49 protein-coding genes and 1 pseudogene are annotated in these 26,180 nt (G+C 33.0%); 42 read left to right on the plus strand and 8 right to left on the minus strand.

What is annotated here, in order from left to right:
• On the plus strand, positions 1 to 279 hold a 279-nt coding region (locus H560_RS0114935), incomplete at its 5' end, for an IS3 family transposase (RefSeq protein WP_027380791.1).
• Between the two features lie 233 nt (positions 280 to 512).
• On the opposite strand, the gene H560_RS0114940 is transcribed toward H560_RS0114935, so the two are convergent.
• The 5 genes from H560_RS0114940 to H560_RS22490 form a co-directional block, all read right to left on the minus strand.
• Positions 513 to 803, minus strand: coding sequence for a helix-turn-helix domain-containing protein (locus H560_RS0114940; protein ID WP_027380792.1), 291 nt, complete (start codon positions 801 to 803; stop codon positions 513 to 515).
• The gene (locus tag H560_RS23410) at positions 803 to 1,015 is read right to left on the minus strand and encodes a hypothetical protein (RefSeq protein WP_155845018.1); all 213 of its coding nucleotides are present in this window, start codon (positions 1,013 to 1,015) and stop codon (positions 803 to 805) included. The genes H560_RS0114940 and H560_RS23410 overlap by 1 nt, the downstream gene beginning before the upstream one ends.
• The gene (locus H560_RS0114950) at positions 960 to 1,472 is read right to left on the minus strand and encodes a hypothetical protein (RefSeq protein ID WP_027380793.1); all 513 of its coding nucleotides are present in this window, start codon (positions 1,470 to 1,472) and stop codon (positions 960 to 962) included. Before H560_RS0114950 ends, H560_RS23410 begins: the two co-directional genes overlap by 56 nt.
• A gap of 374 nt (positions 1,473 to 1,846) precedes the next feature.
• Positions 1,847 to 2,263: a hypothetical protein gene (locus tag H560_RS0114955; RefSeq protein WP_027380794.1), complete on the minus strand. Its 417-nt coding sequence runs from the start codon at positions 2,261 to 2,263 to the stop codon at positions 1,847 to 1,849.
• Positions 2,264 to 2,273: 10 nt separating this feature from the next.
• Positions 2,274 to 2,987, minus strand: a complete 714-nt coding sequence (locus H560_RS22490; RefSeq protein WP_051289350.1) for a S24 family peptidase — start codon at positions 2,985 to 2,987, stop codon at positions 2,274 to 2,276.
• Positions 2,988 to 3,162: 175 nt separating this feature from the next.
• Here H560_RS22490 and H560_RS0114965 point away from each other — a divergent pair, with 175 nt between their 5' ends.
• From H560_RS0114965 to H560_RS0115045, 16 genes and pseudogenes are all read left to right on the plus strand, one after another.
• Positions 3,163 to 3,438 carry a hypothetical protein gene (locus H560_RS0114965; protein ID WP_027380795.1) on the plus strand — a complete coding sequence of 92 codons (276 nt, stop codon included), beginning with the start codon at positions 3,163 to 3,165 and terminating at the stop codon, positions 3,436 to 3,438.
• Positions 3,435 to 3,611, plus strand: coding sequence for a hypothetical protein (locus H560_RS23415; RefSeq protein ID WP_228372491.1), 177 nt, complete (start codon positions 3,435 to 3,437; stop codon positions 3,609 to 3,611). Before H560_RS0114965 ends, H560_RS23415 begins: the two co-directional genes overlap by 4 nt.
• Before the next feature lie 62 nt (positions 3,612 to 3,673).
• The gene (locus H560_RS0114975; RefSeq protein ID WP_027380796.1) at positions 3,674 to 3,988 is read left to right on the plus strand and encodes a hypothetical protein; all 315 of its coding nucleotides are present in this window, start codon (positions 3,674 to 3,676) and stop codon (positions 3,986 to 3,988) included.
• A 1-nt stretch (position 3,989) separates the two neighbouring features.
• Entirely contained in the window at positions 3,990 to 4,307 is a 318-nt protein-coding gene (locus H560_RS0114980; protein ID WP_027380797.1) for a hypothetical protein, read from the plus strand.
• A 227-nt stretch (positions 4,308 to 4,534) separates the two neighbouring features.
• A complete protein-coding gene (locus H560_RS0114990) occupies positions 4,535 to 4,807 on the plus strand; it encodes a hypothetical protein (protein ID WP_027380798.1) in 273 nt (90 codons plus the stop codon).
• Between the two features lies 1 nt (position 4,808).
• Entirely contained in the window at positions 4,809 to 5,330 is a 522-nt protein-coding gene (locus H560_RS0114995) for a hypothetical protein (RefSeq protein WP_027380799.1), read from the plus strand.
• The gene (locus H560_RS0115000; RefSeq protein ID WP_027380800.1) at positions 5,330 to 6,229 is read left to right on the plus strand and encodes a hypothetical protein; all 900 of its coding nucleotides are present in this window, start codon (positions 5,330 to 5,332) and stop codon (positions 6,227 to 6,229) included. Before H560_RS0114995 ends, H560_RS0115000 begins: the two co-directional genes overlap by 1 nt.
• A pseudogene (locus H560_RS21750) lies at positions 6,229 to 6,498 on the plus strand (DUF3127 domain-containing protein); the annotation flags it as partial. The gene H560_RS0115000 and the pseudogene H560_RS21750, both read left to right, overlap by 1 nt.
• 5 nt (positions 6,499 to 6,503) lie before the next feature.
• On the plus strand, positions 6,504 to 6,641 hold the full coding sequence (locus tag H560_RS22995; RefSeq protein ID WP_155845019.1) for a hypothetical protein: 138 nt from the start codon (positions 6,504 to 6,506) through the stop codon (positions 6,639 to 6,641).
• A complete protein-coding gene (locus tag H560_RS0115015; protein ID WP_027380801.1) occupies positions 6,607 to 7,035 on the plus strand; it encodes a hypothetical protein in 429 nt (142 codons plus the stop codon). Before H560_RS22995 ends, H560_RS0115015 begins: the two co-directional genes overlap by 35 nt.
• Before the next feature lies 1 nt (position 7,036).
• A complete protein-coding gene (locus H560_RS21755) occupies positions 7,037 to 7,861 on the plus strand; it encodes a DNA-methyltransferase (protein ID WP_034752984.1) in 825 nt (274 codons plus the stop codon).
• A gap of 97 nt (positions 7,862 to 7,958) precedes the next feature.
• A complete protein-coding gene (locus tag H560_RS0115025; protein ID WP_027380802.1) occupies positions 7,959 to 8,621 on the plus strand; it encodes a hypothetical protein in 663 nt (220 codons plus the stop codon).
• Positions 8,621 to 10,438 carry a toprim domain-containing protein gene (locus H560_RS21760; protein WP_051289351.1) on the plus strand — a complete coding sequence of 606 codons (1,818 nt, stop codon included), beginning with the start codon at positions 8,621 to 8,623 and terminating at the stop codon, positions 10,436 to 10,438. Before H560_RS0115025 ends, H560_RS21760 begins: the two co-directional genes overlap by 1 nt.
• Entirely contained in the window at positions 10,413 to 10,622 is a 210-nt protein-coding gene (locus H560_RS0115035; protein ID WP_027380803.1) for a hypothetical protein, read from the plus strand. The genes H560_RS21760 and H560_RS0115035 overlap by 26 nt, the downstream gene beginning before the upstream one ends.
• The gene (locus H560_RS0115040) at positions 10,585 to 11,010 is read left to right on the plus strand and encodes a hypothetical protein (protein ID WP_027380804.1); all 426 of its coding nucleotides are present in this window, start codon (positions 10,585 to 10,587) and stop codon (positions 11,008 to 11,010) included. The genes H560_RS0115035 and H560_RS0115040 overlap by 38 nt, the downstream gene beginning before the upstream one ends.
• On the plus strand, positions 11,007 to 11,216 hold the full coding sequence (locus tag H560_RS0115045) for a hypothetical protein (protein ID WP_027380805.1): 210 nt from the start codon (positions 11,007 to 11,009) through the stop codon (positions 11,214 to 11,216). Before H560_RS0115040 ends, H560_RS0115045 begins: the two co-directional genes overlap by 4 nt.
• 37 nt (positions 11,217 to 11,253) lie before the next feature.
• On the opposite strand, the gene H560_RS0115050 is transcribed toward H560_RS0115045, so the two are convergent.
• A complete protein-coding gene (locus H560_RS0115050) occupies positions 11,254 to 11,460 on the minus strand; it encodes a helix-turn-helix transcriptional regulator (RefSeq protein ID WP_027380806.1) in 207 nt (68 codons plus the stop codon).
• Between the two features lie 165 nt (positions 11,461 to 11,625).
• Between H560_RS0115050 and H560_RS0115055 the strand changes: the two genes are divergently transcribed.
• The 14 genes from H560_RS0115055 to H560_RS21775 all read left to right on the plus strand — a co-directional run bounded on the left by H560_RS0115055 (position 11,626) and on the right by H560_RS21775 (position 16,833).
• The gene (locus tag H560_RS0115055; RefSeq protein WP_027380807.1) at positions 11,626 to 11,913 is read left to right on the plus strand and encodes a hypothetical protein; all 288 of its coding nucleotides are present in this window, start codon (positions 11,626 to 11,628) and stop codon (positions 11,911 to 11,913) included.
• A 209-nt stretch (positions 11,914 to 12,122) separates the two neighbouring features.
• Complete coding sequence (locus H560_RS22495) at positions 12,123 to 12,542, plus strand: YopX family protein (RefSeq protein ID WP_051289352.1); 420 nt, start codon at positions 12,123 to 12,125, stop codon at positions 12,540 to 12,542.
• A gap of 42 nt (positions 12,543 to 12,584) precedes the next feature.
• Positions 12,585 to 12,959 carry a hypothetical protein gene (locus tag H560_RS0115070; protein ID WP_027380808.1) on the plus strand — a complete coding sequence of 125 codons (375 nt, stop codon included), beginning with the start codon at positions 12,585 to 12,587 and terminating at the stop codon, positions 12,957 to 12,959.
• A gap of 36 nt (positions 12,960 to 12,995) precedes the next feature.
• Positions 12,996 to 13,286: a hypothetical protein gene (locus H560_RS0115075; RefSeq protein WP_155845020.1), complete on the plus strand. Its 291-nt coding sequence runs from the start codon at positions 12,996 to 12,998 to the stop codon at positions 13,284 to 13,286.
• Between the two features lie 83 nt (positions 13,287 to 13,369).
• Complete coding sequence (locus tag H560_RS0115080) at positions 13,370 to 13,600, plus strand: hypothetical protein (RefSeq protein ID WP_027380810.1); 231 nt, start codon at positions 13,370 to 13,372, stop codon at positions 13,598 to 13,600.
• 4 nt (positions 13,601 to 13,604) lie between these two features.
• Positions 13,605 to 13,904 carry a hypothetical protein gene (locus H560_RS0115085; RefSeq protein WP_155845021.1) on the plus strand — a complete coding sequence of 100 codons (300 nt, stop codon included), beginning with the start codon at positions 13,605 to 13,607 and terminating at the stop codon, positions 13,902 to 13,904.
• Complete coding sequence (locus H560_RS0115090; RefSeq protein ID WP_027380812.1) at positions 13,901 to 14,224, plus strand: hypothetical protein; 324 nt, start codon at positions 13,901 to 13,903, stop codon at positions 14,222 to 14,224. Before H560_RS0115085 ends, H560_RS0115090 begins: the two co-directional genes overlap by 4 nt.
• An 11-nt stretch (positions 14,225 to 14,235) precedes the next feature.
• Positions 14,236 to 14,529, plus strand: coding sequence for a hypothetical protein (locus H560_RS0115095; RefSeq protein ID WP_027380813.1), 294 nt, complete (start codon positions 14,236 to 14,238; stop codon positions 14,527 to 14,529).
• A gap of 24 nt (positions 14,530 to 14,553) precedes the next feature.
• Positions 14,554 to 14,868, plus strand: a complete 315-nt coding sequence (locus tag H560_RS0115100; protein WP_081413991.1) for a DUF3820 family protein — start codon at positions 14,554 to 14,556, stop codon at positions 14,866 to 14,868.
• Between the two features lie 53 nt (positions 14,869 to 14,921).
• Positions 14,922 to 15,362 carry a hypothetical protein gene (locus H560_RS0115105; protein WP_027380815.1) on the plus strand — a complete coding sequence of 147 codons (441 nt, stop codon included), beginning with the start codon at positions 14,922 to 14,924 and terminating at the stop codon, positions 15,360 to 15,362.
• Positions 15,363 to 15,407: 45 nt separating this feature from the next.
• Positions 15,408 to 15,710, plus strand: a complete 303-nt coding sequence (locus tag H560_RS0115110) for a hypothetical protein (RefSeq protein ID WP_027380816.1) — start codon at positions 15,408 to 15,410, stop codon at positions 15,708 to 15,710.
• A 1-nt stretch (position 15,711) separates the two neighbouring features.
• A complete protein-coding gene (locus tag H560_RS0115115) occupies positions 15,712 to 15,975 on the plus strand; it encodes a hypothetical protein (RefSeq protein ID WP_027380817.1) in 264 nt (87 codons plus the stop codon).
• Between the two features lie 4 nt (positions 15,976 to 15,979).
• A complete protein-coding gene (locus H560_RS0115120; RefSeq protein WP_027380818.1) occupies positions 15,980 to 16,288 on the plus strand; it encodes a hypothetical protein in 309 nt (102 codons plus the stop codon).
• Entirely contained in the window at positions 16,285 to 16,833 is a 549-nt protein-coding gene (locus tag H560_RS21775; protein ID WP_051289353.1) for an NUMOD4 motif-containing HNH endonuclease, read from the plus strand. The genes H560_RS0115120 and H560_RS21775 overlap by 4 nt, the downstream gene beginning before the upstream one ends.
• Positions 16,834 to 17,131: 298 nt before the next feature.
• Here H560_RS21775 and H560_RS0115130 read toward each other — a convergent pair whose 3' ends face one another.
• Positions 17,132 to 17,569, minus strand: coding sequence for a hypothetical protein (locus H560_RS0115130; RefSeq protein ID WP_155845022.1), 438 nt, complete (start codon positions 17,567 to 17,569; stop codon positions 17,132 to 17,134).
• A 262-nt stretch (positions 17,570 to 17,831) separates the two neighbouring features.
• Here H560_RS0115130 and H560_RS0115135 point away from each other — a divergent pair, with 262 nt between their 5' ends.
• The 8 genes from H560_RS0115135 to H560_RS0115190 all read left to right on the plus strand — a co-directional run bounded on the left by H560_RS0115135 (position 17,832) and on the right by H560_RS0115190 (position 23,387).
• Positions 17,832 to 18,395, plus strand: a complete 564-nt coding sequence (locus tag H560_RS0115135; protein ID WP_034752986.1) for a recombination protein NinG — start codon at positions 17,832 to 17,834, stop codon at positions 18,393 to 18,395.
• Positions 18,376 to 18,666: a hypothetical protein gene (locus H560_RS0115140; RefSeq protein ID WP_027380821.1), complete on the plus strand. Its 291-nt coding sequence runs from the start codon at positions 18,376 to 18,378 to the stop codon at positions 18,664 to 18,666. Before H560_RS0115135 ends, H560_RS0115140 begins: the two co-directional genes overlap by 20 nt.
• A 277-nt stretch (positions 18,667 to 18,943) precedes the next feature.
• Positions 18,944 to 19,180, plus strand: coding sequence for a hypothetical protein (locus tag H560_RS0115150; RefSeq protein ID WP_027380822.1), 237 nt, complete (start codon positions 18,944 to 18,946; stop codon positions 19,178 to 19,180).
• Between the two features lie 970 nt (positions 19,181 to 20,150).
• Positions 20,151 to 20,564: a hypothetical protein gene (locus H560_RS0115170; RefSeq protein ID WP_155845023.1), complete on the plus strand. Its 414-nt coding sequence runs from the start codon at positions 20,151 to 20,153 to the stop codon at positions 20,562 to 20,564.
• Between the two features lie 4 nt (positions 20,565 to 20,568).
• Complete coding sequence (locus tag H560_RS0115175; protein WP_027380824.1) at positions 20,569 to 20,883, plus strand: hypothetical protein; 315 nt, start codon at positions 20,569 to 20,571, stop codon at positions 20,881 to 20,883.
• 22 nt (positions 20,884 to 20,905) lie between these two features.
• Complete coding sequence (locus H560_RS21780) at positions 20,906 to 21,445, plus strand: NUMOD4 domain-containing protein (protein ID WP_034752989.1); 540 nt, start codon at positions 20,906 to 20,908, stop codon at positions 21,443 to 21,445.
• A gap of 3 nt (positions 21,446 to 21,448) precedes the next feature.
• Positions 21,449 to 21,958, plus strand: a complete 510-nt coding sequence (locus tag H560_RS0115185) for a terminase small subunit (RefSeq protein WP_027380825.1) — start codon at positions 21,449 to 21,451, stop codon at positions 21,956 to 21,958.
• Entirely contained in the window at positions 21,951 to 23,387 is a 1,437-nt protein-coding gene (locus H560_RS0115190; RefSeq protein WP_027380826.1) for a phage terminase large subunit, read from the plus strand. The genes H560_RS0115185 and H560_RS0115190 overlap by 8 nt, the downstream gene beginning before the upstream one ends.
• On the opposite strand, the gene H560_RS0115195 is transcribed toward H560_RS0115190, so the two are convergent.
• Positions 23,370 to 23,786: a hypothetical protein gene (locus tag H560_RS0115195; RefSeq protein ID WP_027380827.1), complete on the minus strand. Its 417-nt coding sequence runs from the start codon at positions 23,784 to 23,786 to the stop codon at positions 23,370 to 23,372. The genes H560_RS0115190 and H560_RS0115195 overlap by 18 nt on opposite strands.
• Before the next feature lie 229 nt (positions 23,787 to 24,015).
• Here H560_RS0115195 and H560_RS0115200 point away from each other — a divergent pair, with 229 nt between their 5' ends.
• The 3 genes from H560_RS0115200 to H560_RS0115210 are packed head-to-tail and all read left to right on the plus strand — an operon-like array spanning position 24,016 to position 26,179.
• Entirely contained in the window at positions 24,016 to 25,224 is a 1,209-nt protein-coding gene (locus H560_RS0115200; RefSeq protein ID WP_228372492.1) for a phage portal protein, read from the plus strand.
• Positions 25,224 to 25,349, plus strand: coding sequence for a hypothetical protein (locus tag H560_RS23635; RefSeq protein WP_262486290.1), 126 nt, complete (start codon positions 25,224 to 25,226; stop codon positions 25,347 to 25,349). The genes H560_RS0115200 and H560_RS23635 overlap by 1 nt, the downstream gene beginning before the upstream one ends.
• Complete coding sequence (locus tag H560_RS0115210; protein WP_027380829.1) at positions 25,346 to 26,179, plus strand: hypothetical protein; 834 nt, start codon at positions 25,346 to 25,348, stop codon at positions 26,177 to 26,179. The genes H560_RS23635 and H560_RS0115210 overlap by 4 nt, the downstream gene beginning before the upstream one ends.
• Position 26,180 lies beyond the last annotated feature (1 nt).

Consider the following 26,180-nt stretch of genomic DNA (forward strand, 5'->3'; position numbering starts at 1 on the left):
TGCACAGAATTTACGTCAATAGTCGGGAAAAATATTACCCGAAGTATGAGTGGAAAGGGAAATTGCTATGATAATGCTGTAGCGGAGAGTTTTTTCAAAACTCTGAAAACCGAACTTGTCTATCAAAATAAATATGAAACTAGAGACCACGCCAAAAACTCTGTGTTTGAATATATAGAAACATTTTACAACACCCAGAGAAGGCATTCAGCTTTAGGAAATTTAACCATAAGAGAGTATCAAAATTTAATGTCTAATCAATCTAAAAATGTAGCATAAAGAGTATATAAATTTTGTCTCAAAAATAGTTGCAAGTTCATTGTTATATAGATTTAATGATTTATGCGAAAAAATTCTTTAAATGAAATTGTGTAATTCTGAAGCTGATTAAAAAGTACATGAAACATACATAACTTGGATTGCCTTATGCAACGATAATAAATTAAATTTTAAAGGAGTATTAAATGATTTACTAGATAACAAAATCCCATCTTAATACAGATGGGATTTTGTTAAATTTCAAAAATTTCGTTGAGAAATTTATTCATTGAGGGCGCTAATAAATTATAAAGCTGCTTCTTATCATCGGGAATATCCTTTTCTGAAATAGTTAAAAAATGCATTACCGGAACTGGTACATCCACAACCTTTGATATCTTCTCTAAGGTTTCTGAGGTTGGACTATATTGTCCTTTTACTATTTGAGAAATAGCTGTTGTACTTTTGCCAATTTTTTCGGCTAACTGCAACTGAGTAATATTCTTTTTTTTAAGCAATATTTTAATAACTTGTCCTATTGTCATTATTCAGGTCCTTTAATGATATTAGTTGCTACTATAGCAACATCTTTAAAAATTGAAATTAATTTAATCCAAAGATCAAATTTTTCATCGCTATTAAGATCCTTGTTTAATTCATCTTTAATATTTAATAGCAATTGTTTCACCTCCACTGGCATATCACAGTGTGTCAGTACGTAATTTATTTTTTGAGATAACTCTATTTTGGAATTCATTTACTAAGATTTTAAAATTAATACTTTCATCTATTGAAATATTAATTTTAAAATCTTCTTCTTCTACAATATTTTTTATGTTATTTTTAAAACTGCGGATAATTGCTCTCATATCTAAAATATTTAAGAATTGAATTTTAAACTTCAAAAGCTTTGCTACAATTTTAAGCTTTATCAAATATTTTTTTACATGTATTAGAGTGTCATCTTCTGCGGTCACCTTTTCAAGAAGATCAATTAATTTAATAATGTCTTCTGTAGAAAGTATTCTGCATTTTTCTGACGCAGAAGTTTGAAAAGCTGATATGATTTTTTCAGAATAATCAATATTGTAGATGCTAGACGCATTCTGAATTTCATTTAAGGCATTTTGTAGGTCATTACCTGAAAGATATGAAGTTCTATCAACATACATGCATTTACGATTTAATAAACTGTCTTCACTGATATGGTTCATTTTAAATGAATTTATTATTGAATCAAATTTAAGTAAAACTTATATAAAATGCAAATATTTATTAATATATTTAATTTGTTGTTGTCTGTCGTGGATGTATGGTTTCCTATAGTGGAAAGCTTTGATAGTTGTAATAATTGGAAAACCAATTTTATATTAGTTTTATATAAAATGTAAATAGCACCTAATGTAGCACCTTTAAATAAAAAAAACCTGTAAATCAACGATTTACAGGTTTTTAAGTGGAGTTGGAGGGATTCTCCTTGAATTTTAATTAACGCTGATAATCAGAGGTTTATATTTTTCGAAACAAGCAAAAAATAGACATTATTTACTCTTTTTTTACTCTTTTTACTCAAGTGTTCAAGTTAATGCTAATTAATTTTATTTAATGTTGTTGTAAATTCATACTTTTCTCCAGCTATAACATCATTACGCATTAAGGACATATCAGAATTAGAATATTGTACTGAATACTCGTAACCCCCCATCATTAATTTTTTGGAATTATCATTGTATTGGCCATTTCCAGTTGTAGGGTTTGAGCAGTCTGTATTATAATAATAAGAAACTATTGTTTTTCCGGAACTTTCAAACTTATAATTTGACTTGCCTTGACAATCAGTGAAATTAGAAGTATTAATTACTACTCCTTGTTTTTTCGTAACGGTCTGGATAATCCTCCAGGTTCCAATAAATTGTTTAACTTCTTCATCTTCTGATTTGCTACAAGAAGAAAGAGAAAGAGACGTTAATAAAAATAATACTGAATTTTTTAATTTTTTTTTCATGATTTTTAATTCATAATCTGTTATATCTTACCGAAGCGTTTACTATAGCAATCGTTCTTATTCTACTTATAAGTATGTCTTTAGGCTCATGATGTTGATTGTAAGAAACCAATTGTATGTGGTTTAATCCTGCCAGGGATTTTTTAACATATTTAATTACTTTAAATTCAGTACTTTCATCTTCTCCAAAATACTCCACATAATACATTTCTCCATAAATTATATCCAAAGGGCTTATGATTTTAAGGGCAACAATATCTCCCGATTTGAGAAGTGGGTACATAGAATCACCAGTCATAAATATTGCTCCGTCACTTTTTGGAAGGTTAGGAATGCTTAAATAGCTAAGCACATTGCCTTTTTCAGAACCGTTAAATATCTCTACTATTCCCAAAGTAGCAGTTGAATCATACACTGGAATAGTTTGTATGTCAATTATAGGATCAAAAGTTTTTCTATTACTTGGTACTTTTTCTATATTTTCAGGCTGAACAGGAACACTTAACAGTTCACTATTGCTAAGATAATCTTCAAGTCTTACACTAAAGTGTTTTTCTAAAGTTGTAATAAAGTTGTCGGGAGGCGATAATTTATGATTTATATATTTACTAACATTTCCCTTATCATATCCAGTTATTTGCACCAAGTCTTTGTTTCTTAATTTATTAATTTTTAAGAAGTTATAAAAACCTTTTGTTTTAAGTTCATAAGTGATTACATCCATTGTTTAGAATGATTATAAATTACAACATAATTACAACTTTATTCAAAAGTTGTTTGTTTGTAGTTGAAAAGTTGTTTATATTTGTATCAACAATACAACACGATGCAAATGTAGTTAAAAATTGTGTCAGTAAAAAATAGTGAAAATACGGTAGTTTAATTAAAGAGAAATAAATATGGCAGAGTTGACAAATGGAAAACCTATAAGTGAAAAGCTATCAGAATTTCTGAGAACGTTCACCAGCCCGAAAGATATGGCTGATGTGAGTACTGAAACAAATGTTAGTCTATCTACAATTAGAGATGTGAGATTAAGAAGAAATAATATTTCTGAGGAGAATAAGAAAGCAATCATCAAGCTAATGAAAAAAGCAGATGAAAATGCAGATCTTAAGATAAAAGAGGCTAAGGAAGGAAAAAGGCAAGTTAAAAAAATCCTTGAGTGTATATGAACTTAGACTATCAAATAGCAAAAGAATATCTGAATAAGCTTCCGGAAGATAAAAAAATAGAATTGTGTAACCGGACACTTGGGCGAGTGAATGATAAAAAACAAACTAAACCTAAAATCCGGAAGTTTTGTTCAGATTACATAAGTGAATTAATCGCTAAAGGTAAATTATAAAAATAGCTCACGGTTGGGGCCCGCAAGCTAGAAGTTTAAAAATCGAAATACATCGAATTATTATGAAAACAAATGTACAACAATTTTATTCTATTGACCAAATAAAAGAACAAAATATGTCTTTGGTCATTGTAGCAGATGAAAGATTCATTGATGAAGATTATTCGCTATTTGAAGATGAAGCTGTAAATGTTGATGTGAATTTACAAATAGAGGTTGAAAATCATCCTGAATACGGTAAATCCGTAAAGTCGGTAAAGGTAAAATTTCTTAATGCCTACGACAATGAGGAGTGCGAAGATTTATATCTCAACTCTTTGGAAAAAAGAGAAATCGAAAATTACCTGAAAGAAAACTTAATCATTAAAATCCAATAATATGAAAACAAATATTAAAACAAATGACATTCTTTATAATATTTCAATTGCTTCTGGAAAAGTAACAGTTAAAGAATCCCGAGTACTGTGTGTAGGAAGTAAGACGCTTTATGTATCAGTAAACGAAAATGATTTTGATTATCAGACAGAAATGATGGTTTCTTATACGTCAATTAATTCGGTTGATCCATCAGAAGTATCAAGTTCTAGGTTTTTTATGGCTTGGGCTGATTCTAAAGAAAAAGTGGAAGAACTTAAAGCCACAATAGAGCAAATCTTAGAGTTCAAAAACAAATTTAAAACATCAATTGCGTCATGAAAACAGTACTATTTAATATTAAGGTATGGTTTGTTTACCAATGCGTGTGTTTAATTGAATACTTAATGAAAAGGCAGTAACCATGAAAGTCACAATAATAATCGAAAACGTGGGAGGAATCTTTTTCATCAACCACAAACGCTTAGGACATGACAAGCTTTCCGACATGGAAATAACCGCACTTAACGAATTTATTAAGGAATATAAAGCTAATCAAAAATGAAGATATGGAACCAATAGATTACAGCAGAGGAAGGAACAACGAGAATTCGAAAGTGGCTTTTAATATTGTAAAGCAAACTTTGTCAGCAACGAAATTAGAAATATTAAGTCATGTTGATGGAATCTTATGCACACTGGAAATTGCTGTAAGAATGGGGCGACATCATCATAAGATTAGCGGAAGGTTTTCAGAATTGGAAGCCTCTGGAAAGATAATAAAAATAGGTATTAAAAAAATAGGACGATCCCCTTTCGGGATTTACAGAAAACTAAATTAAAATGGAAAAAACAATAGCGCAAACCAAAACAAACGAAGTAGCGCATCCTCAAGAAGATTTAAGAATAAAACTTCAAAATTTTGTAACCAATCTTAATAAGCATGATCCTAAAGATGGCGTTGAATCTACACCGGATGGAAGAGCGAGGTCAATCGGAATATCTCATATTGAAATGACCTTAGACGAATACTTCCTTGGATTATGGGAAACAGAGAACTTTAGATGGTCTGTAATAAGTAATGAAGTAGTAGGAAGTCTAGATTTAATTGTTACTCATCCGGTTACAGGTCAAAAATACAAAAGAGTGGGAGCGGCTTCAATCATAATAATGGTAGACAAGGGGGCGTCAGCATTGGATGTTACAAAAAAGAAAGCAAATGCCCTTGATTTGGGATTTCCAAAACTAAAAGCTGAATGCCTTAAAAACGCTGCACAATCATTAGGAAAACTATTTGGCCGCGATCTAAATAGGGGTGCAAGAGCAGATATATTTTCGCCAAGAATTAAAGAAACAGTAAACTAATGCTAATAAGCCAGTCATTAATTAAAGAAGTCTTAAAACAGGATCATTGTCCGAAACAGATTTATTTCTCATTTGTAATGGGTTATGAGTTATATGATCCATCGGAAAACATGTTGCTAGGAAGATACTTTGAAAGCGAATTGCTTGGAGCGTGCAGAGGGGGATTAAAACAAGAACCTAACCGTTTGATGCCAACCTCATTAAAACCAAAATCAACTGCGAAAAAAGAAGATTTGATTAAATACATCAGAGATAACGACACGACTGGTTTTGATTATGTAGGCAAAAACAACACTGAATTAGCAGAGTTTATAAAGTTCATGCCTAAAAATGAAATTCCGGGAGAAAAAACTAAGGCGTTTCTAGATTGTGATAATCTTATTCTGTTTGCTAAAGATGTGTTTAATAAAATTGGGTTGGATATTTCAAAAGGTAAAAGTCAAGTTGAATTAAAGTCTAAAACTTTATCCGGAAATATAGACCATGAAAATGAAGATTTGCAAGACAAAACGAAAATAGCAAATTATGATTTGAAATGGACGGCAACTAAAGAAGATGATCGGTGGAACGGTTGGGGAGATCCGGAAAATGATATTGATTCTGAAATACAAGCAGCTCACTATTCTTTAGTCTCTTATGAGAAAACAGGCAAATGGAGGCCTTTCTACTTTATCGTCTTTGGAAAGGATAAATGGGTTAAAATATTCCAATTTAAACTAACACATGATGCTATTGACAGACACAAGGAAAGAATATCGCATACTGCATCAATAATAAGAGAATATGCCGAGAATAATTATAAAGGCAATGGAAGTTTCAACAAATGCATTTCATGCCCTTTTTACGACATCTGCGAGGATAAATCAACAACAATTAACATAGAAACAATTACAATATAATGGAATTACAAGGAACAATAAAACACATCGGAGAAACCCAAACTTTTGCAAGCGGTTTCCAGAAAAGAGAAATGGTAATACTTACCGACGAGCAATATCCTCAACCTATCAACATTGAATTTGTGTCAGACAAAATCGTATTGCTAGATAACCTGATGGGAGGTGAAAAAGTTAAAGTTGGGATTAATATCAGAGGAAGAGAGTGGGTAAGTCCACAAGGTAACACTCAGTACTTTAATTCAATTATCGGCTGGAGATTAGAAAAAGTGTCCTAATGAAACACGATGATAAATACTACATCGGCCGTGACTCGAAAGGGTTATTCAAATGGAACGAAAAAGAATTAATCAGAATCGAAGAACCAAAAGCTAAGAAAAATGAAAAAACTACCCCAAAAAAATCCAGAAATTGAAGCTTTGATACGTCAAAAGACTTTAGATCTTTTACCTCAGGATAACATTCCGAACAGCCATAACGCAAAGATGCTAGCGAAAGTGGACGCATTAGCGGCTTTAGAATACGCTAAATCACAAAATAAAACTGTAAGGTTTGCACCATCATACGAAGATGAATTTTACCGTGAAAGAATGTCAACGCAAAAACCCAAAGTTGAACAAGAACCAACGGAAGGATTATTTAATACAAAACAGGCGGCTAAAAAAGCAGGAATTGAGCATGGTAAATTCATATCAAATTATAGAAATGGAAAGGTTGAAGGTGTTAAAATTGGCGGTCGGGTGTTTTTTACCCAAGATGAAATAACCCGATTTATGGCAGTGAGAAAAAAGGAATTTGAACCTCAATAAAATGAATATGATATATAGAGACCATCATCAAAATTATAAGCAATATCACATCCCTAAAGCTCAATTAATTATAGCTGATATTCCATATAATTTAGGAAATAAAGCTTACGCAAGCAATCCAGCGTGGTACAATGACGGGGACAATTCAAATGGTGAAAGTGAACTTGCGGGAAAAGAATTTTTTATGACAGATAAAAATTTTAAACCTGCCGAATTCATGCATTTCTGCTCAAAGATGTTAAAGCCAGAACCAAAAGAAAAAGGTAAAGCTCCGGCTATGATTGTTTTCTGTGCTTTTAATCAAATGTATGATGTGGCTGAACTTGGAAAGAAACACGGCCTTAACAATTATATTCCTTTGGTCTTTCGGAAAAAGTTCTCCGCTCAGGTTTTAAAAGCAAATATGAAAATAGTCGGCAATTGCGAATATGGATTATTGCTATACAGAGATAAGCTTCCAAAGTTTAATAATAAAGGTAAAATGGTTATGAACTGTATTGAATGGGTAGAAGATGAAGATATAAATAATTATCCAAAATTACATCCTACGCAAAAGCCTGTTGGACTTCTGAAAAGACTTATTGAGTTGTTTACAGACCCGGGGGAAGTTGTCATTGACCCTTGCGCCGGAAGCGGAAGCAGTTTAGTTGCGGCGATAGAATTAAATCGTAAAGCCTACGGATTTGAGATTGATAAGGAATTTTACCCAAAAGCAAAAGAATGGATAGAAAGAACCATCCAGAGAAAAAAATATATTGATCAATACGGGTTCGCAAAAACAGAAATGGATAATGCTGGAATGAATCTTTTCTCAGAATTACAATAAGTCCTTTACCGGAATAGAAGTGATGTTTTAAATCCGGATTAAAACACAGGTATAGACCTGGTGAAGCTTTTGAATACACACACAAATTAACGAAGATATGTCACAACTAGGATTTACATTTTATCCTAAAGATTGGTGGACTAGCGATTCGTTCTACACTTTGAATCCTTTTGAAAGATACATTTACTTGGAGTTATTATTTATGATGTATGATAATTCAGGTTATGTTTTAAATGATAAGATTAAAGTCGAACGCCGTTTATCCACAACTATTAGGGAAGATGTCTGGGTTAAGATTACCGATTTAATGGTCGAAGAAGGTGGCCAGTTAACCCTCGAGAGTGTCAATAAGAGAATAAGAAAAGCAATTGCAAATAGGGAAAATGGGAAGAAAGGCGGAGCACCCGTAGGGAACCAAAACGCTAAAAATCAAGAAGATGGAGCCGAAAAACAACCCAAACAACCCAAAAAAACAACCCAAAACAACCCACCTTATAAAGAGAAAGAGAAAGAGAAAATAAAGAGAAATGAAAAAGAAACTTATAGAGCTTTCGCTCATCTCTCTATTTCTTTTGAAGAGTTTGAAAAGTTAAAGTCAGCAGGTTTTTCTGAAGACGAAATAGATTCCACACTCAATGATGTAGAAAATTACAAGGAAAATAAAAAATATACATCCTTGTATTTGACAGCGCTAAAATGGCTTAAGAAAAACAGAGAAAAAAATAAAGACAGTTCTAAACCTCAATTATCGATGTTTTAATGGAAACAATAATTTCTTTATCAACAAGGCAGATCTATGACATAGAAGCCAATAAACACGGTGAAAACCAAATGCCTTGTCCAGAATGCTCCCGGAACAGGAGGAAAAAGAATGTAAAATGTTTCTCTTACAACGCAGAAAAAGAAGTAGGTTACTGTAATCATTGTGACACCAGATTCGTGAAACATCAGCCACGTGAGGAAAGGCAATATGTAAAGCCTCAAATTGAATGGCAGAATTTTACAAAGCTATCGGAAAATGTGGTTAAGTATTTTGAAAGCAGGGGAATATCACAAAGAACTCTTTTAGAAATGAAAATCGGTGAAAAGGCTGAATACATGCCACAGATTGAAAATAACTCTAATTGTATAATTTTCCCATACTTCAAAGATGGAGAGCTGGTAAACATCAAATTTCGGGATGGAAAGAAGAATTTTAAACTTTCTTCTGGTGCTGAGTTGATCTGGTACAACTACGATTGCATAAAAAAATGCATAGAGAACGAAGGGGAGCTTGTTATTGTTGAGGGTGAATTTGATTGTTTGTCAGTTATCCAGTCTGGACACGAATATGTAGTTTCAGTTCCAAACGGGGCAAATACGGGAAAAATGGAATACTTCGATAGTAGCTTTGACCTGCTTAATAATGTAAAGACTTTCATAATTGCAACCGATAACGACTTGAAAGGGATCGAGCTGAAAAATGATCTTACAAGAAGGCTTGGGATTGAAAAATGCAAAATAGCCTCTTTTAAGCAATATAAAGACTCAAATGAAGTATTGATACACGAAGGAAGAGAAAGCCTATTAAATGTGATTAAAACAGCTAAATTGGCTCGGGTTCCAGATGTTTATGAGGTTTCCGATTTTGAAAATGAACTCGATTCCTATTTTGAGAACGGTTTACCTCAAGGAAAAACAATTGGAATTGATGATTTAGACGAAAAAATTAGGTGGTTAACTGGTCATTATGCAACAGTAACAGGTTCGCCAACGTCCGGAAAATCTGAATTTATAGATTTTATTTGTGCTAAACTAAATTTTCTTCATAATTGGAAGGTGGGATATTACTCCCCAGAATCAGCACCTTTGCCGGTTCATTTCAGTAAAGTGTTTTCTAAGTTCTCCGGCTTTAAATTTGATAAAAATCATTGTCCTTCAGATGCCGAAAGGTACTCGGTTCAGGATTATTTAAATGACAATTATTATTGGGTAGCACCGGTTGACGATATGACCCTAGATGAAATACTTACTCGTTTTGAATACTTGGTTAAAGCGAAAGGCGTAAAAATATTTGTCATAGATCCTTTTAACCGTATAGAAACTGATCAGGATTATACACAGGATAAGCTTTTGTACATCAAAAAGGTTTTAAAAAAGATTATTTCATTTGTTAAAAGAAACGATGCGCTTTTATTTCTCATCGCGCATCCTACAAAGTTGCAAAAAAACAAAGATGGCAAATTTCCGATTGCATCCATGTATGATATTTCAGGCTCAGCAGATTTCTTCAATATGACATCTTACGGAATTTCAGTAAGAAGAGAGCAGAAAGACGATACTTTAGAATTTCTTTCCTATGGTCAGGTAGCAATAAGCAAGGCAAAATTAAATCAAACAATGGGAAGTACCGGAATTTGGGAGTTTAGATACAACTTAAACAATGGTCGCTACGAAAGCGAAAACAGAAACGGAGCTGTACAGTTCGACAATTTGAACTGGATTACAAAGAATGAATTTAAATATTCGGAATTTAAAGTTCCGACCGCAACAATAAATCAAGCATTTGGAGATGAATACGAAGAACTACCATTCTAACGAATTAGAAAAATTTAAGAAAAATCACAAAGAAAGAATTGTAGCTATTGCAGAGTTAAAAACCGAATGGATGAAAGATTTCATTGAAACTCAGAAACCAAAACCAGAAATTAAAACAGTTGCAGATTTATATAAAGAATTTAACAATGAACATCAAAAAAATACTTGCAAACCCAATTCATAACAAGCCGATTGCGGTAAACTTTATCAATACCGCGCCGGCCCAAACGATCAGGAAAGAATCTATTAAGCCAAATAAACTAATTTCTGATTTTGACGAGAAAGGAAGGGAAAAGGTTGAATTATGGCTTTCGTTCTGTTCAATAGGAACGCAGATTCTAAAAACCGGAACAAATATGCTGATGCATTTAGGAGTAATAAATAAAAGAGACGCTGTTCACGACCTTATCACAGCTTTTGGGCAATTAAGAAATCATTTCGCCGGAAACAAAAGCTATGACGAAAAAGAAAAGCAGATAGATGATTTCATGTTTCAAGTCTTAACCGGAAGTGAAGAGCACCAAAAGAGGGTTATTAAATTTCAAGAATCAATATTAAATAAAGCAAAATGAATATCTGTTACAAAATAGGTGAAAAATACCAATATCCGAATGATCCATGTGAAATAAAATATAAACTTTTAGGGAGGAGAAACTACGTATTTGTATTTGACGGTGGTCACTGGTGTACTGATAATGTTTTCCTTGATCTAATAAGGTGCAAAACAGGAGTTCAGGTTTATAAAGAAACAACAATTCAACTTGAAATAGAGTTTTAAACAAGTTTGATAAACCCAATAGATGTAAGATCTAAGATTAATTCTGTTTAACAAGCAAATCACAAACACTTACATTTAAGTATTCGGCAATTTTAAAGAAAACATCAATTGAAGGCTGAGCTTCATTATTGCACCAGCGGGAAACAGAAACAGTTCCGATTCCCAAATGTTCGGCCAGCGATTTTTGAGTAACATCATTTTCAGCCAAAACAGCTTTTATTCTATTGTATTTACGCTTTTCCATAATGCAAATATAATAAATTATACTATGTGATTTACAACTTATAGTTTAAATATAATATTTAACAAAACTTTAACATTAGATATTATTATATTTAAAATATAACTTCATACATTTGTGATGTAATTAAACGTACAAAAAATATAACAACAATAAATAATAAAGATCATGGCAACAAATAATACTGAAGCACTAAATAATTTCATTATCGATGCAACATTGATAGATCCAATAAGAAAAATTGTAAAACAATTAGAAGCTGGTTCTTATAGAGACTGTGATATAAAATGGCTTGATGAAAAACTACAACAGTATACTTTATTAGCTTGTGAAACTTTAGGAATCAAGATTGAACATAATTTGAAAACGAAAAGTCACACAGTTTTAAATGACTATAACAAATCTCGCTATTTAAAATATTTCAATACTCTGTTAAATTATTTTAAATCATTTTAAAGTTCATCGGGTTAATACCCGCTTAAAATAAACCTCACAAAGGGCGTAACATTAAAATGCCTTGCGCCTTAACCCAGAAGGCTGGCTAAAACACAGCGATATTGCCAGTGGCTGTCCTTTGTGAGATCCGAATAATTGGCTGCTTAAATTTCGCACGGGCGTTGGTCACTACGATAGTGTGACGTTTTAAAACTTAAAAAATAAAAATCATGAGAGAAATAAAATTTAGATCGTATACAGTAAATGCAAATGGCACAATTATAAATAGAATGGATTATATAAGCAACCAGACAATTTTTGGATGGGAAGCTTCAGGAATAGGAATGCATATAATGCAGTTCACAGGCTTGAAAGACAAGAACGGTGTAGATATTTACGAAGGGGATATTGTGAAAATCTTATATAATCAGAATTCAGAAAACTATTCTGGAAATAATTTTAATTACACTGAACATACTTGCATTGTTGAATTTAGTGATTATTCCTCAAGTTTTGTCTTGAGGAATGTAACAGAGAAATATAAAGGTAAACACAATTTTACAACCATCAAGTTTGATCATAGAAGATTGTCTAAAGATAGAATTGAAATCATTGGTAATATCCACGAAAATCCTGAACTACTAAAATAAACTTTAACCCGACCAAAGCAAGTCTTTAAACTGCTTTTTAATATGGAAAATACATTAGAAAACAGAATTGAAATAGTTAATCAAATAATCAAAGAAATTTCTTCAAGAGGTAGGAAATTCTTTTCTGGAAAGTTTGGAGTAGCTGAAATTTTCATGAAAAACAATAGACTGTACATGAAAAATGAGCACAATGGTTCTGAATTATGTCTTAATACAAAATTTGGCTATCCACCCAAAGGATTTACGCACGGTGGGACTTTGTGGGGGCTGACGAAAGATTTTAAACAATTTATTCAATCTGGAGAAAAATCGAACGGAGAAAATGGTTATGGAGGCCTTTATTGTCCACATTGGGGATATTCAGAAGATGATATGAAAGCTATTCAGAAAAAAGCAAAAGATCTTGAATACTTGTAATATCAGCTCACAGAATAATAATTTAAAAATAGAAATATGATGGAATTTAAAGGAACAAAAGGGAAATGGTTTGTAACAGAAGGCGGGTTGTCAGTGAGTAATATCGAAAATAAAAGAAATATTCATGATGGGACTATCTGTAGATTTCATACTGGTGTTTTTAATTATGCGAATTATAAAGCTGATGCTCTGCTAATTTCAAAAGCCCCGGAAATGCTTGAAATGCTAAAGAGGGTCAACGATTTAATTAAACATTTAGGCGGCACTCATTATTGTCAATATTCTGAATGTGAACAATTAATAAAAGAAGCCACAGAATTAAGCTGACACCTTACTATCACACAGTTATTAGTTTTCCGGGTCTCGGAAATCGGGCCCGGTTTTTATTAAAACAATTAAATCAAAATATTATGAAATTATTTGAAATCATGCAATTTATGGCTGAAAATGACCTTGATATAAGAAGATTTGACTCTTTTATATCTGGTGAAAAAGTTAAAGCTGGTTCTCATTTAACAATGGGAGCTGATCAATCTACCTTACTTGGCTTAATGAGTGAGAAGTATATTCCAGTTCTTTTTTGTGTCAATAAAGACCAGTATAAAAAGCTATCTGAAGGAATTACGGATTTAAATGAATAATTCTATGAAAACAAAATTTATAAAAGTAGCTGTAAGTGAGAAGAGACCAGAAAAAGGAGAGGTTTATTTCACTTACGATAAAAATTTGGAAAAATCAACAAGGCTTTTTGATCGCAGCAGAAGGAAATTTTTCGGTATAACTCAACCTTTAGAATATCTCCTCGAAGTCCCCGACCGTGAGGATGAAATGAGGGAGATGCTGGAAGAAATATTAGATCACATCAAAGAATATCCACATGAGCCTATAGGATGGGCAGAGGATAAAATCGAACAACTACTTAACGAACTAAAACAAACAACATGAGAATAAATAAGCTTCCGAAATCTATTTATGCATATAAGGATAAATTACAAGTTGCAATATACTCAAAGAAGTATAAAAAAACGTATCATGTAGGGTATTATCTTAGTATAGGAGAAGCTGTCGAAGCAAGAGATAAATTTGTTGTTGAAAATTATCATGACATCACCGAAGGATATTTACCGAGAGGATTATCATTAAATGCAAATAACAAGTACACCGTCAGATTTCAATTTAAAAATTGCGAAGAGTATATTGGAAGTTACTGTACAATTAAAGATGCTGTGAAAGCAAGAAATATTTTTATTGAATCGCTTAAATAAATTAAGAAAGTATGTTAACAGGAAAAGCAAAAGAGGTTTTTAGGGTATGGCTTGGCGAACCAAAATCTTTTAAAAATTTGGATAATATACCGGAGCTGGTTAAATATGCTTACCTAATAAAATGGTTTGATCATGTGGGATTAATTATTGAAATAGGCATTCATCAAAGAGTGGGCGGATTAAATTTATGGAGAGGGAAAATAAATAATAATTTATATGATGAACTAGAATATAAAGCAACTCGTATGGAAGCAACAAAAGTATCAATTGAAAAAGCAAACGAAATTTATAATTCCAGATCCTAGATAAACAATCATAACACGGAAGCTATGAGCATGGAAACAATAAAATTAAAATTTGGAATTCACAAAGGCAAACAATTGAAAGATGTACCGAAAGATTACTTAAAATATTTATTCGACAAAGGTATTTCTAAAGGGAAAATTAAATTTTATACACAACAGTTGTTAAATCTTCCTAAAGAGAAATATCAGGTAAAAGTATGTGGGAGTCTGGGTCAAGATGGTATATATAATGTTGATGCATGGAATTCTGATCACGCAATAAATGAATGTAAAAGAATTAACCACATCCAAATAACACAGTCATATCATGGAACAGAATTTCATGTAGTAAAACTTTAAAACGGAAGCCGGAGCCGTTTTCTTTCTTCGGTAAATCAAACAATTTTTTAAAAATGAAAAAACTATTTTTCGCGAGCATCGTAATGCTTGCCTCACTGACAGCATGTCAAAATGAAAACTCAAATGATGAATTTTTAACTACTCCATCCGGAACGCAGAAGATTGAAAGCAAGTCTACAACTGCAAGAGAAGGGGATCAATCAACAACCTTGGAATTGTTAGGCGCACCAAATGATGAGGTTTTATTAAGATCAGCAGAAAATAATATTTCTGTTAATGAATTAGTAATTACTGATCGTAGAGCCTATATAGCGTGTCATACAAATTATCTGTCTTTTCAAGGTAATTCATGTGTTTATTCGGGTGGGTTTTTATTTATGGTGTCGTGGGAACCTACCACTGGCTATGGAAATATGCCACAGCTTGATCCTGATACTGGACAGCCATTTTTAAATTATACAGCAACTCAAGTTACTACTTGTAACTGTAGATAATTACCTTGAGGGCTTCGGCCCTCTTTTAACCTAAAATATTAAATTATGGATTTAGAAGGACGAAAAAACAATATTTATTTTGATAAAACAGGTAAACAGATTTTGGTAGGAGACTTATTACAGGTTTTCCATTTCAAGACTCGAAGTAAATTCCACTACATGTACCACGTTGCCGTAATGGAGGAGGGCAAAGATTTCCCAGTGTTGGCTTTACGAAATTATGACAAAGAAAAGCCTCATTATAGGTTATTTCAGGTTTGTAATAATGAACAAAGAATATATCACGCTGCGAAAATAATTAGTGAGAAAGACTTTCAAACTATAAGATTAAAAATTAAAGTTAAATAATATGTCACATATAGAAAAACAAAAGATTTTTGACGAGTACGCTGATGAAAATGGCTTTGTAGATTGGGATGATTTATTGAACGATTTTCAAGATCAATTAATGAGTAATGACGAGTTCAATACTTTCCTATTCGCTGCATGCGATTTAGTCCAGAAGGAACAGCAGAAGAGAATTGTGGGGAAATTACCAAGTGAAGGAAGCGCCTTATTACACAATGGAGCAACTAAAGATTCCATCCTATCAGAAAACAACCTAATAAAGTAAAATAATGAAGCATTTAGACTTGCAATTACAGAAAAGACTTCTTATTGTGGAAGGAGATTTATTTGAAATTCCAAAATACACTCAGTTATGGTTAGACAATAAAATTATACGTATCTGCAAAGGCTCCGAACTTACTGAAGAAATAGCGAAAGGATTAGTTGATAAATTAGGAGATTATATTCGTAACTATAAAGATCCTGATGACTATTATAAAACAGCCCTAGAATCCTTCATCTCAGCAATAGAAGCACAACAAATAGAGCTTGGAATTACTATAGATTTAAATAAATCTTTAATTTTTGAGATATTATGAAAAATTGTAAAACTTGTAGCAAAGAATTTCAATCAAAAGATCTCCGGAAACAATTTTGTTCTCATAAATGTAAATGGACTTTTGATAACAAAAAAGCTAGAAAAAAGCTAGCTGATAAAAAAATAGCAATTAAAATAGCAAATCTACCTGGAGAGATTTGGAATGACATAGAAGGATTTGAAAAATTATATCAGATTTCAAACTTTGGAAGGGTTAAAGGTATTAATTATACTAAATCGACAAATAGAGGGGCTATAAAATTTAATTTTTTATTCCCAGAAAGAATTCTAGAAGGTTCTATCACAAGATATGGGTACAGAAAATTTATTCTAAGTAAAGATGGAAAACAAACTAGTCATTTTCTTCACCGCTTAATAGCTAAAGCTTTTATTCCTAATCCTGAAAAATTATACACAGTTAATCATAAAGACGGAAACAAGTTGAATAACGATATTGAGAACTTAGAATGGTTAAGTTTAGGTGATAATACTCGACACGCTTGGAAAGAAGGTTTAACAAAAACTTATGATCGTCACAGTGGATAGGAAAACAAAAGCATTATAAGCCAGTAAAGTGTTTGAAAACCGGAAGAAGGTGGGATAGTATCAAATCAGCATGTAGAGACTTGAATATGACTTCTGCAGGATTAAAATATATATTAAATGGCCTAAGCAAGTCCAATAATGACTTTGTTTACGATGTTCCCGCACCTTCAACCCAGATAAAACATTAATATTCGAAATACTTTAAACATCGGGCTGATTTTGTACATTTGTAATGGTTTTAGTTTAACGACTAAGATTAATTTGACAAAAAAGGCCCTCAGTTAAGAGGGCTTTTGTTTTACAATTTGCTTAAGGTTTTTGTTACAAGTTCTTCCAGTTTATACCAGTTTTCCACTCGAAGGGTTATTGAACTTGTATCGTGTGTTATACACATCCAATGCTCAGAAGGATCATAATTCACTGACTGCTCTATCTCCTTTTCTGAATCATTATCCAGCTTTACCATTTGGGATAGTTCAAAGGGCTTTAATTCGAACTGTTGTAAAAATCTCTGAACAAAGCTTTCCACGTCAGAAGGATTATTTTTGCCTCTTTCGAAATTCCCGTGTTCAATCTCAATAAATGAAATTAAAGAATCAATTTTACTTGAATCGTAGAACTTAACAATGGTTTCATAAACTTCCTTGTTAGGAACTACCTGAACTGATTTGCAATACTCAAGGTAAGCATAAAGAGCATCTTGTTTCATTGGGCTTAAATCAACTTGATTTTTCATTTTTTTTAATCCCGCCATTATCACATTGGGGTTCGGTTTTTAGTTAAACTGTTTTGATTAATTTGACTTAGTAAAGATACGGAGGATATATTGCAATCCATTACGGGAAACCGTAAAATGGCAACTTTTTTATTACGGATTTCCGTAAAATAATTGTCAGTTAGATTAATCGAAAAAAATTGTTAGAAAAAACTAAAAAAAGTTTAAAATTTATTTGGAATAGAAAATTGATCTTCGTAAATTTACTGTAAAGCGGTTGGAAATGAAGGAGATAAAGCCGAAGAAGTGCGCAGTATGTGGAGAAGAGTTCATTCCATTCAGAACGACTCAGAAAGTATGTAGTACGACCTGCGCAATTTCTTTTGGTAAGTCAAATATTCAAAAGCAGGAAGCCCGAGCTTGGCAAAAAGAGAAGAAGGTCAGAAAGGAGAAGCTAAAAACTCATAAGGATTGGTTACAAGACCTGCAAAAAGTTTTCAATGAGTTTATCCGTGAAAGAGATAAAGGGTTGCCGTGCATAAGTTGTGGATGTAAAATTGAAGGAAATGGCCATGCCTCACATTTTTTCTCGGTGGGAAGCCATCCAAATTTAAGGTTTAACGAGAATAATGTTCATGTGTCCTGTGTTGAATGTAATTTACATAAACACGGAAACTTAGCAGAATACTCAATAAGACTGCCTAAAAGGATAGGTCTGGAGCTTTATTCAAATTTAGTCTTACACAAAAATTTAGCTTTAAAACTTTCAGTCCCAGAGATTAAAGAAAAGATTGAATATTACCGGAAAAAGATAAAGGAATTAAAAAATGAATATTCTAACGCCTGAAGATATTAAATGGAAATGCATAATCCATATAGCAATGGAAGATGAGCATATCAGTAAGTACAGGAATGAGGAATATGGAATACAATGGGAGCAATACACAAAGGTTAAATGGCCTTGTGATTTTGCAAAACCTAAAAACTATTATTACATAGATGATCAGGAAAAAGAGTACACAGACATCCAGATTTTATGTGATGATTGGAATGAGATAAAAAACTTTGATGATCCTAACGCTGAGATAGTTTGGTTTAAGGTTATTAAAAGTAAGTAATGATTAAGTGTTTTTTAGAATTTCCAAGCACAGATGATGATTGCAGAGGGGGTGGAGCGATGGTTGATGAAGGAGGGTGCTTGGTTTTAATTAAAAGGAAAATAAAAATGAAATTTATAGCTTAATTTTTTATGGGGCTTGCAGTAATGACATTGTTACTTAGTTTAAAAAGTCTCGTTTATACTGAATGCACGTCAGGTGAAATTTCTAGTTCAATAATTGCGGCGATTAACTTTTGTTTAATTGTTTATTGGTTGAAAGAGTTAAAATTTAAACAATGATAACTAAATATAAATATTTTGCCATCGGCGATTCAATATTTTACAATAACGGAGGCTTTTGTGTAAAGGTAAGAGTAAACACCGAATTCCCTTCTATTGAATATATTGAAGATCATACCGTCAAGTATTATCAAGAAACATGGGATAAAAATACGATTGAGATTGATAAGGAAATATTTGAAAAGAGGTTTAATGAAATTTATGACGTAATAAAATCAAGGCTTAATTTATGACACTCGAACAAATAAAAGCTAATTGGACTGCAACAGATGAGATAATCTATAGAACACCAGAGGTTAAATTAAAATCACTGGAAGCGGCGAAAACAAGGGTAATAAGTAAAAATTAAAGATAACTAATGAAGTGGAATACAATTTTATCTATCATTCAAGTCTTTTGTGCTGTTTATTTAATGTGTCTGAACGCGGCACTTGATAACATGCAGAATGTAATTTTGTACAGCATAGGCTTTGTGTTCTGTTATTTGGGAATAAGAAATTTACTTGACAACTTATTAAATTAAACGTGATGCTAGCATATAGGTAATGCGCTACCGCCGTGGATAGGCAATGAAGGAGCAAGGTAGAGAATCACGGGTTGTCACCGGGAGCATCAGCAAGTCTTCATAATAAAATAAAATCCTTAATGTAAATTGAGGTTGACCACCGGGAAAGACCGGCAACTGGACTGCTAAGGTTAGGAGGTGAAAATAATAAGCCTCGAGGGATCGACACCCTCACTGTCCACAAAATATTTTAAGTATGGTGTTGAACGAAAAAGAAGTAGAAGATTTAATAGCGAAATTAAAGGAAAATCCTAAGTTGTACTTATACGATTATCAGTTAACAGAATTAGTAAGGTATCTTTTAATTAAAGTAGAGAAATTAGAGAAAGAAAAAGAAGTCTGAGAAGCTCTTTTTAATGTTGTTGATTTAATGCAGAGGGAATATATTTTTTTCATATTAATATTTTGTGATTTGGTGTCCCACTGCTGAAATGGTAGTGGGATTTTAATTTAATACAAATATAAAAGGATGGGAACACCGCAAATAATTTTAGTGATTCTTTATGCAATAGCATTGTTGTTACAAGCTCACAGTCATGGAAAGCCAAAGGAAGGAAACAATAATTTCTGGCATAGCCTTATTTCCTCTGTGATAACTTTTTCACTCTTAAAATGGGGAGGTTTTTTTGATTAAGGATATGGAAGGAAACTTTAGAATAGTACAAACAGCAGATGATTGTTTTATCATCCAGAAAGAAGTGGACGGAAGAGATCATGTTCCAGTTAAGTTTTTAGGATTTGTTTTATGGGACAAGTCTATTCCTGTAAAAAGATGGAGGGTTGTAACCCAAAAAGGCATACCTGCTAATATTTACAATTTACCGGAAATATGGGATGCTAAATGGAAGACATTAGAGGAGGCACAAAAGGCTTATGATAGTATAAAGAAATATCCAAAGGTAGTATATGGAGCTATAACACTAGAGGATTTGAAAAGCTGCCCACCTCCGCCGGAACCACAAAAGCCGAGAAGCATGAGACAAGGTGAAAGCCTAAAAAGAATAATTCCGGAAACAACACCTGAGCAAAGATCAACAATGGAATTTTTTTAAACATATGGATAAAATTATTATAAAAATAAACCACGTTGTATTTTGGTGGTATTACAAAAGAGTTCCAAAATTCTTTCACAAGTGGACGATATTAAAAAGTATAAAAATCTTAGTTGATAATTATGAACATGCTGAATATCGCTATGAAGGATTAGAAAAAGTGTTAAAAAATGCTTCTAATCGAGAAAGGGAAATGCAGTCTGAAATTACCAATCTTAAACTAAAATTAATGGGAGTAAGTCAAGAAGCTATTGATCCATTAAATAAAATGTTTGGCGTTGACTTAAAGGGCGTGTCGAAAGAAGAAAGGAATAATTGAATGTTAATTTAAGTTTTCAGCAATGAAGGAGGATGTAAGAAGATTGTTAAGTACAGATATTGAAAGCTTCGAAGATGAAATCTGGGAGGATATAGAAGGTTATGAGGGGCGTTATATGATCTCAACATATGCAAGGGTAAAAAGCATAATCAATAAGCGAAATATAGTCCTCAGTAAAAGTATTTCATGTGGAAGGTTTAAAGTTACCTTAGTAGACAGGAGAGGCCGAATAACAAGCTATCAATGCGGAAGGTTAGTAGCTAAAACATTCAAGCAGGAACCGGAGCCAAATGAGGTGCTGAGGTATTTAGACGGAAACGTTTTAAATGATCATGTAGACAATGTGGATTTCATTACAAGAGAAGAAAGCGCAAAAAACAGAACTAGGAAAAATACTTCAGGAGAAAGAAATGGGATGGCTATTTTAACAGCTAACCAGGTAAAAGAAATAAGAATGAAAAGAAATTCCGGCATCTTATACAAGCAACTCCAATCAGAGTACAATGTATCAATCGGATGTATTCACAATATAGTAACAGGGAAACAATGGAAAACGGTGTAGGTTATGGCAAAGAATAAATATATAGAAACTCCCGAGAAGATGTGGGAATACTTTTCTTTATATAGGGATGAATTAAAAAACAATCCAATAAAAATAATTGAACAAAGAAAAGCTGCTATTAATTTTAAGATATATGGGGATGCAGATTTAGGTGATATAAGCGAAGAAATTAAAGAAGCTTCTAATCCCATAATCGAATTACCCGCACAGAGACCATTAACATTTGAAGGATTTCAAAATTGGCTAGATGATAATGATATTATAACCGATGTTACAGATTACTTTGAAAATAAAGACGGAAGATACAGCGAATATGTCCGTATCTGTTCGCGCGTGAAGAGAGTTATCAGACAGGACCAAATAGAAGGGGGAATGGCAGGAATTTATAACGCTTCAATAACACAAAGACTTAATGGTTTAGCTGATAATAAAGACATAACCTCCAAAGGCGAAAAGATCGAAACAGGGCCGTCTAAAATAACTGTTGATATTATAGCACCAACCGATGAATAATATTAACTTTAAAGCCTCTATTGTATTCCATAAAATATGGGAAGCGGTTAATCAACGAAAGATTAACGAGCTGGGGCAGTTGGAGCATATTTATAAATTAGTGCTTGAAGAGGGCAGTTCAAGGAGCACAAAGACCTGGAGTAATTTTCAGGTTTTGTTTTTGTATTTGTATGAGAATCCAATTTCGTCAGCAACAGTATTAAGAGATACGCAAAAGAGTTGCCGGGATATTGTTGAGAAAGACTGGAAAGAGTGGCTTAAAGATCCAATGGTTCGTAAAAAACAGTTTGAGAGGGGCGAAATAACTGTTGAAGAATTAGACGCGTTTTTAAAGATCGAAAACCTTGCACAATATTTTATTGAGAATAAAACCAACCACACGTGGACTTTTAAGCATAATGGAAATATGCTGCGGTTTACCGGGCTTGATGATGAAGACGACGCAATGGGTATGACACAGACTATTTGCTGGATAAATGAGCCTTACAACTTCAGTCATGAAGTATATAAGCAATTGGCCCAAAGGTCAAAATTAATTATCTTCGACTGGAACCCAAAACAAAACCACTGGATTGAAAAAGAGAAGCTGAAAGAAAGTACATTTATCAACTATTCAACATTCCGCGATAATCCTTTTATTAATCCGGAAAGTAAAAATCAAATATTATCCTACCAACCCGTTAAATGGTGTGAAGCTGTTACTTCTGGAATATTAAGCGAAATTGAGGCTTTAAACTACGATTTAGAGGCAAACAGCAAAGAATTAACCCAAAGGCAGCTTAAGGAATTAAAACGCTGTATTTACAATGAAATAACTAAATCAGAATCAGAGTATCATTGGTTAGTTTATGGGTTAGGTCTTAAATCAGAAAAACCAAATAAGATTTATAAGGGATGGACGCCAATTACTTTGGAAGAATATAAAAAGAAAGGCTATACGAAATACTATGGACTTGATTACGGTTTTGCCAACCCTACTGCATGTGTTGAGGTTAAATATGATGGTGATCGATCATTTTACATCCGGCCGTTATTATATAAGCCAATGAATTCAATGGGCGAAACACCGCTGGGTGAAGTTTTAGTTTCTGCGGGAATCCCTCAAGGTGATGTAACGTATATTTGGGCCGATTCTTCGGATAAAGAGCCCGGAAGTGACATTTCGATTACTAATGATTTACGAGTAAATTACAACCTTAATGCGGTTCCTACGAATAAACCAACATATAAATCAAGGTTTGAGTTTATAACCAAAGCACGGATATTTTACGTAGAAGATGCAAACTTCGAATCGGAATACGATGAATACGAATACGAATATATAAATGATATTCCTACTGAAAGACCAATAAAAAAGAATGACCACTACATGAACGCAATGGAGTACTGTATCTGGGGGATTAAGGAGTATTTAGGATTGGCGTTTTAGGGTTAGTTCTTCACCTGTAAGAGCGAAAAATAAGTTTTGGAGTTGGTGAACGTATTCTATTTTTTTAATTAATTGAGAGCATCCAACAATACCCCATAACCCAAAAGGATTCCCTCCAGCTGTTAATTGAAATAATTTAAAAGTTTCTTGTTTTTCATTAAAATCAAATGACCAAAACCATGATTCATTGTCGTCATTAGTGAACCCAAACTTCAACAACCATTCTTCTGTTAAGGGAGTACCAATAAGATTTTCATAAGGAAATTTAATTCCTTTTACTTCTCTTATTCCATCTGCTAAAATTTCAAAGACTTCAATCTCATAAAAATTTAATGTTTCTTTACCATTGCTTACAACAGCATTAAGAATATTTCCGGCTCTTAAATGTTTTACTTCCATACAGTAAAGATACAAAAAACAAAGTTTATTTTCACTCTATAACACCATAAATAACAACTACTACATTTGTTTTCAAATAGTTAATGTGAACATTTTTACGAAGATTGGGAATGGGTTGGACGCTTTTAAATCAGCTTTTGCAAGTGCTGAGGTTCCGCCCTATTATGCAAGGTTAGATGATGGTACACACAGCTATAACTTTGAAACAACACGTTTCGGATTATTAGGTATGTTAGGTTTTGGTTCTGAGTATAATAGAGCCGTTGATAATCTTAAGTACTATTACAAACATACTCTATTTCTTCAAGACTGCATTAATTTATACGCTGATTTCGCTTCTCAGGTTAAGATCATGGAAGTGGACGAAAAAGGCAACGAACGGGAAGATTCGGAATATGTGAAGTTCCTAAGTCAGCCCAATGCATTCCAGAACGGAACAGATTTCATAAAAGAAATGGTAGTAAATAACCTTACTGCCGGAGCTGTTTTCCAATACGGAAATTTCTTTAAGAACGGAAACCTTCGCATTTCACCACAATTATTCAACCTTGAATTCAACAACCTGTCATTTCCAAAGGTAAAAAACAGATACGTTTTAGATCGTAAAGCCATTAGCGAACTGGAAATTAAAGAACATCTGGCCGATTCAAAGACAAGAACGCTAAAAATGTTCGAATTAGCCTATTTCTATGACACAATACCGAATAATGGATATGGAAAAGACAGATACGATGCAGACGGTTTCTTTAAGCCAATGTCACGCATTTTCTCAATATTATCATCGATAGATACGGTTATGAATAGCCAAAGTTCGATGGCTTATACTTCCGGAAACAATGTGAATAAAGTACTAAGCAGGGAGACGACCGGAACAAATGGGATTGCGCCATTAGCATCTGATCAAAAGAATGATATTGAAATTAAGGTAAATGGACGGGGTGAATATGGAGCCCGCGCCGAAAAGGTAGGCGATACCATTGCTACAAACGAATCGTTAAAACTGCTTGATCTTACTAGGGATAACCGGAAGATGCAGCTTATCGAACAACAAGAAAACGCAAAAGAAAACATTCGTAATTGCTTTTTAGTGCCGAAAGATTTCTTTGGTGATTCAACCTACGAAAATAAACAGATGTCAGAGGCCCGGTTTATTCTGGGGCAAGTTAAGACAATAACAGATAACTGGCTAAAAGAATTGACAGCTAAAACACCGCTGTATTTTCAAGCGAGAGGAACCAAATTAATCGGCTCGTATGATCATCTACCGAGTATCGCCGAGACGAAAAAGATGCTAGAAAACAAAGGCTTTATTGATAGGGCAAACGCTATGAATGCTGTTATCACAACTTATCAAAATATGAAAGCTATTGAAGAAAATATAACATGGGAAGATTTCCTAGTAAGACACCAATTTAATGACTTTTTAAAGGTATCGTAATGAAAAACATGGTCAACAAAATAGACAAGCTTTTGAAAGAGGAAGAAAATTTATCTCCTCAATTAAAAGATCAGCTTGAAAAGAAGAAAGAAATTTTATCAAAAAATAAAACGGTAAAAAAATGATTACGCTAAAAGAAATATCTAACAAAACATTTTCAAATAGTGAAGAGGCTTTAAAGTTTCTAATTGAAAATAAAAAAATTGTCATTGCAAATAAGTGCAGTGCTATAAAAAGATGTGATGGAGTTTCATTTTTTGGGAACCTAATTAATGAAAAGGATGAGGTTATAAAAGCCGGATCATCAGTAGATATTTCTTCAGTTAATCAAATCAAAATTACAGCTATTGGTAATACATGTAATTTCTATGATTCTCATGGTGATGTATCAATAAATGGATCATGGAACCGTACAGCGAAAAACACCAAAGAGGGATTACACTTGCAGGAGCATAAATGCCAATTTGATCACATAATAGCAGAAGGACCAGGTGTAAAGTATGCTGTTGAAATAAAGTCGTGGAAAGAAATAGGTTACGAGTATGAAGGTTCGACCGAATGCCTTGTTCAATACTCAATTGCAGAAAAAGAGGATAACCCTTATATGTTTAAAAAGTACATCCAAGGGAAAGTAAAACAACATTCTGCTGGTTTACGCTATGTGAAATTAGAGTTATGTGTAAATAACAATGCAGATTGGGCGAAAGAAGAAAAAGAAAACTGGGATAAATATTATCCTTCAGTAGTTAATAAAGATGATGTTGATGAGCGAGGTTATTTCTGGGCTGTACTAGAGCAGAAAATCATTGAGGTTTCTGCGGTTCCAAGAGGTAGCAATCCCGCAACGCCTACAACATCAGTTGAACCCGTCTCCGACACTTCAACGAAACAGGACCCGGCCGACGCCACTCCAGAAAGTGAAACAAAATCAATTATTAATCTAAACATTTTTTAAA

Origin of the sequence: Chryseobacterium daeguense DSM 19388 (assembly GCF_000430825.1) — a bacterium.
In the GTDB taxonomy this organism is placed as follows: Bacteria; Bacteroidota; Bacteroidia; order Flavobacteriales; family Weeksellaceae; genus Chryseobacterium; species Chryseobacterium daeguense.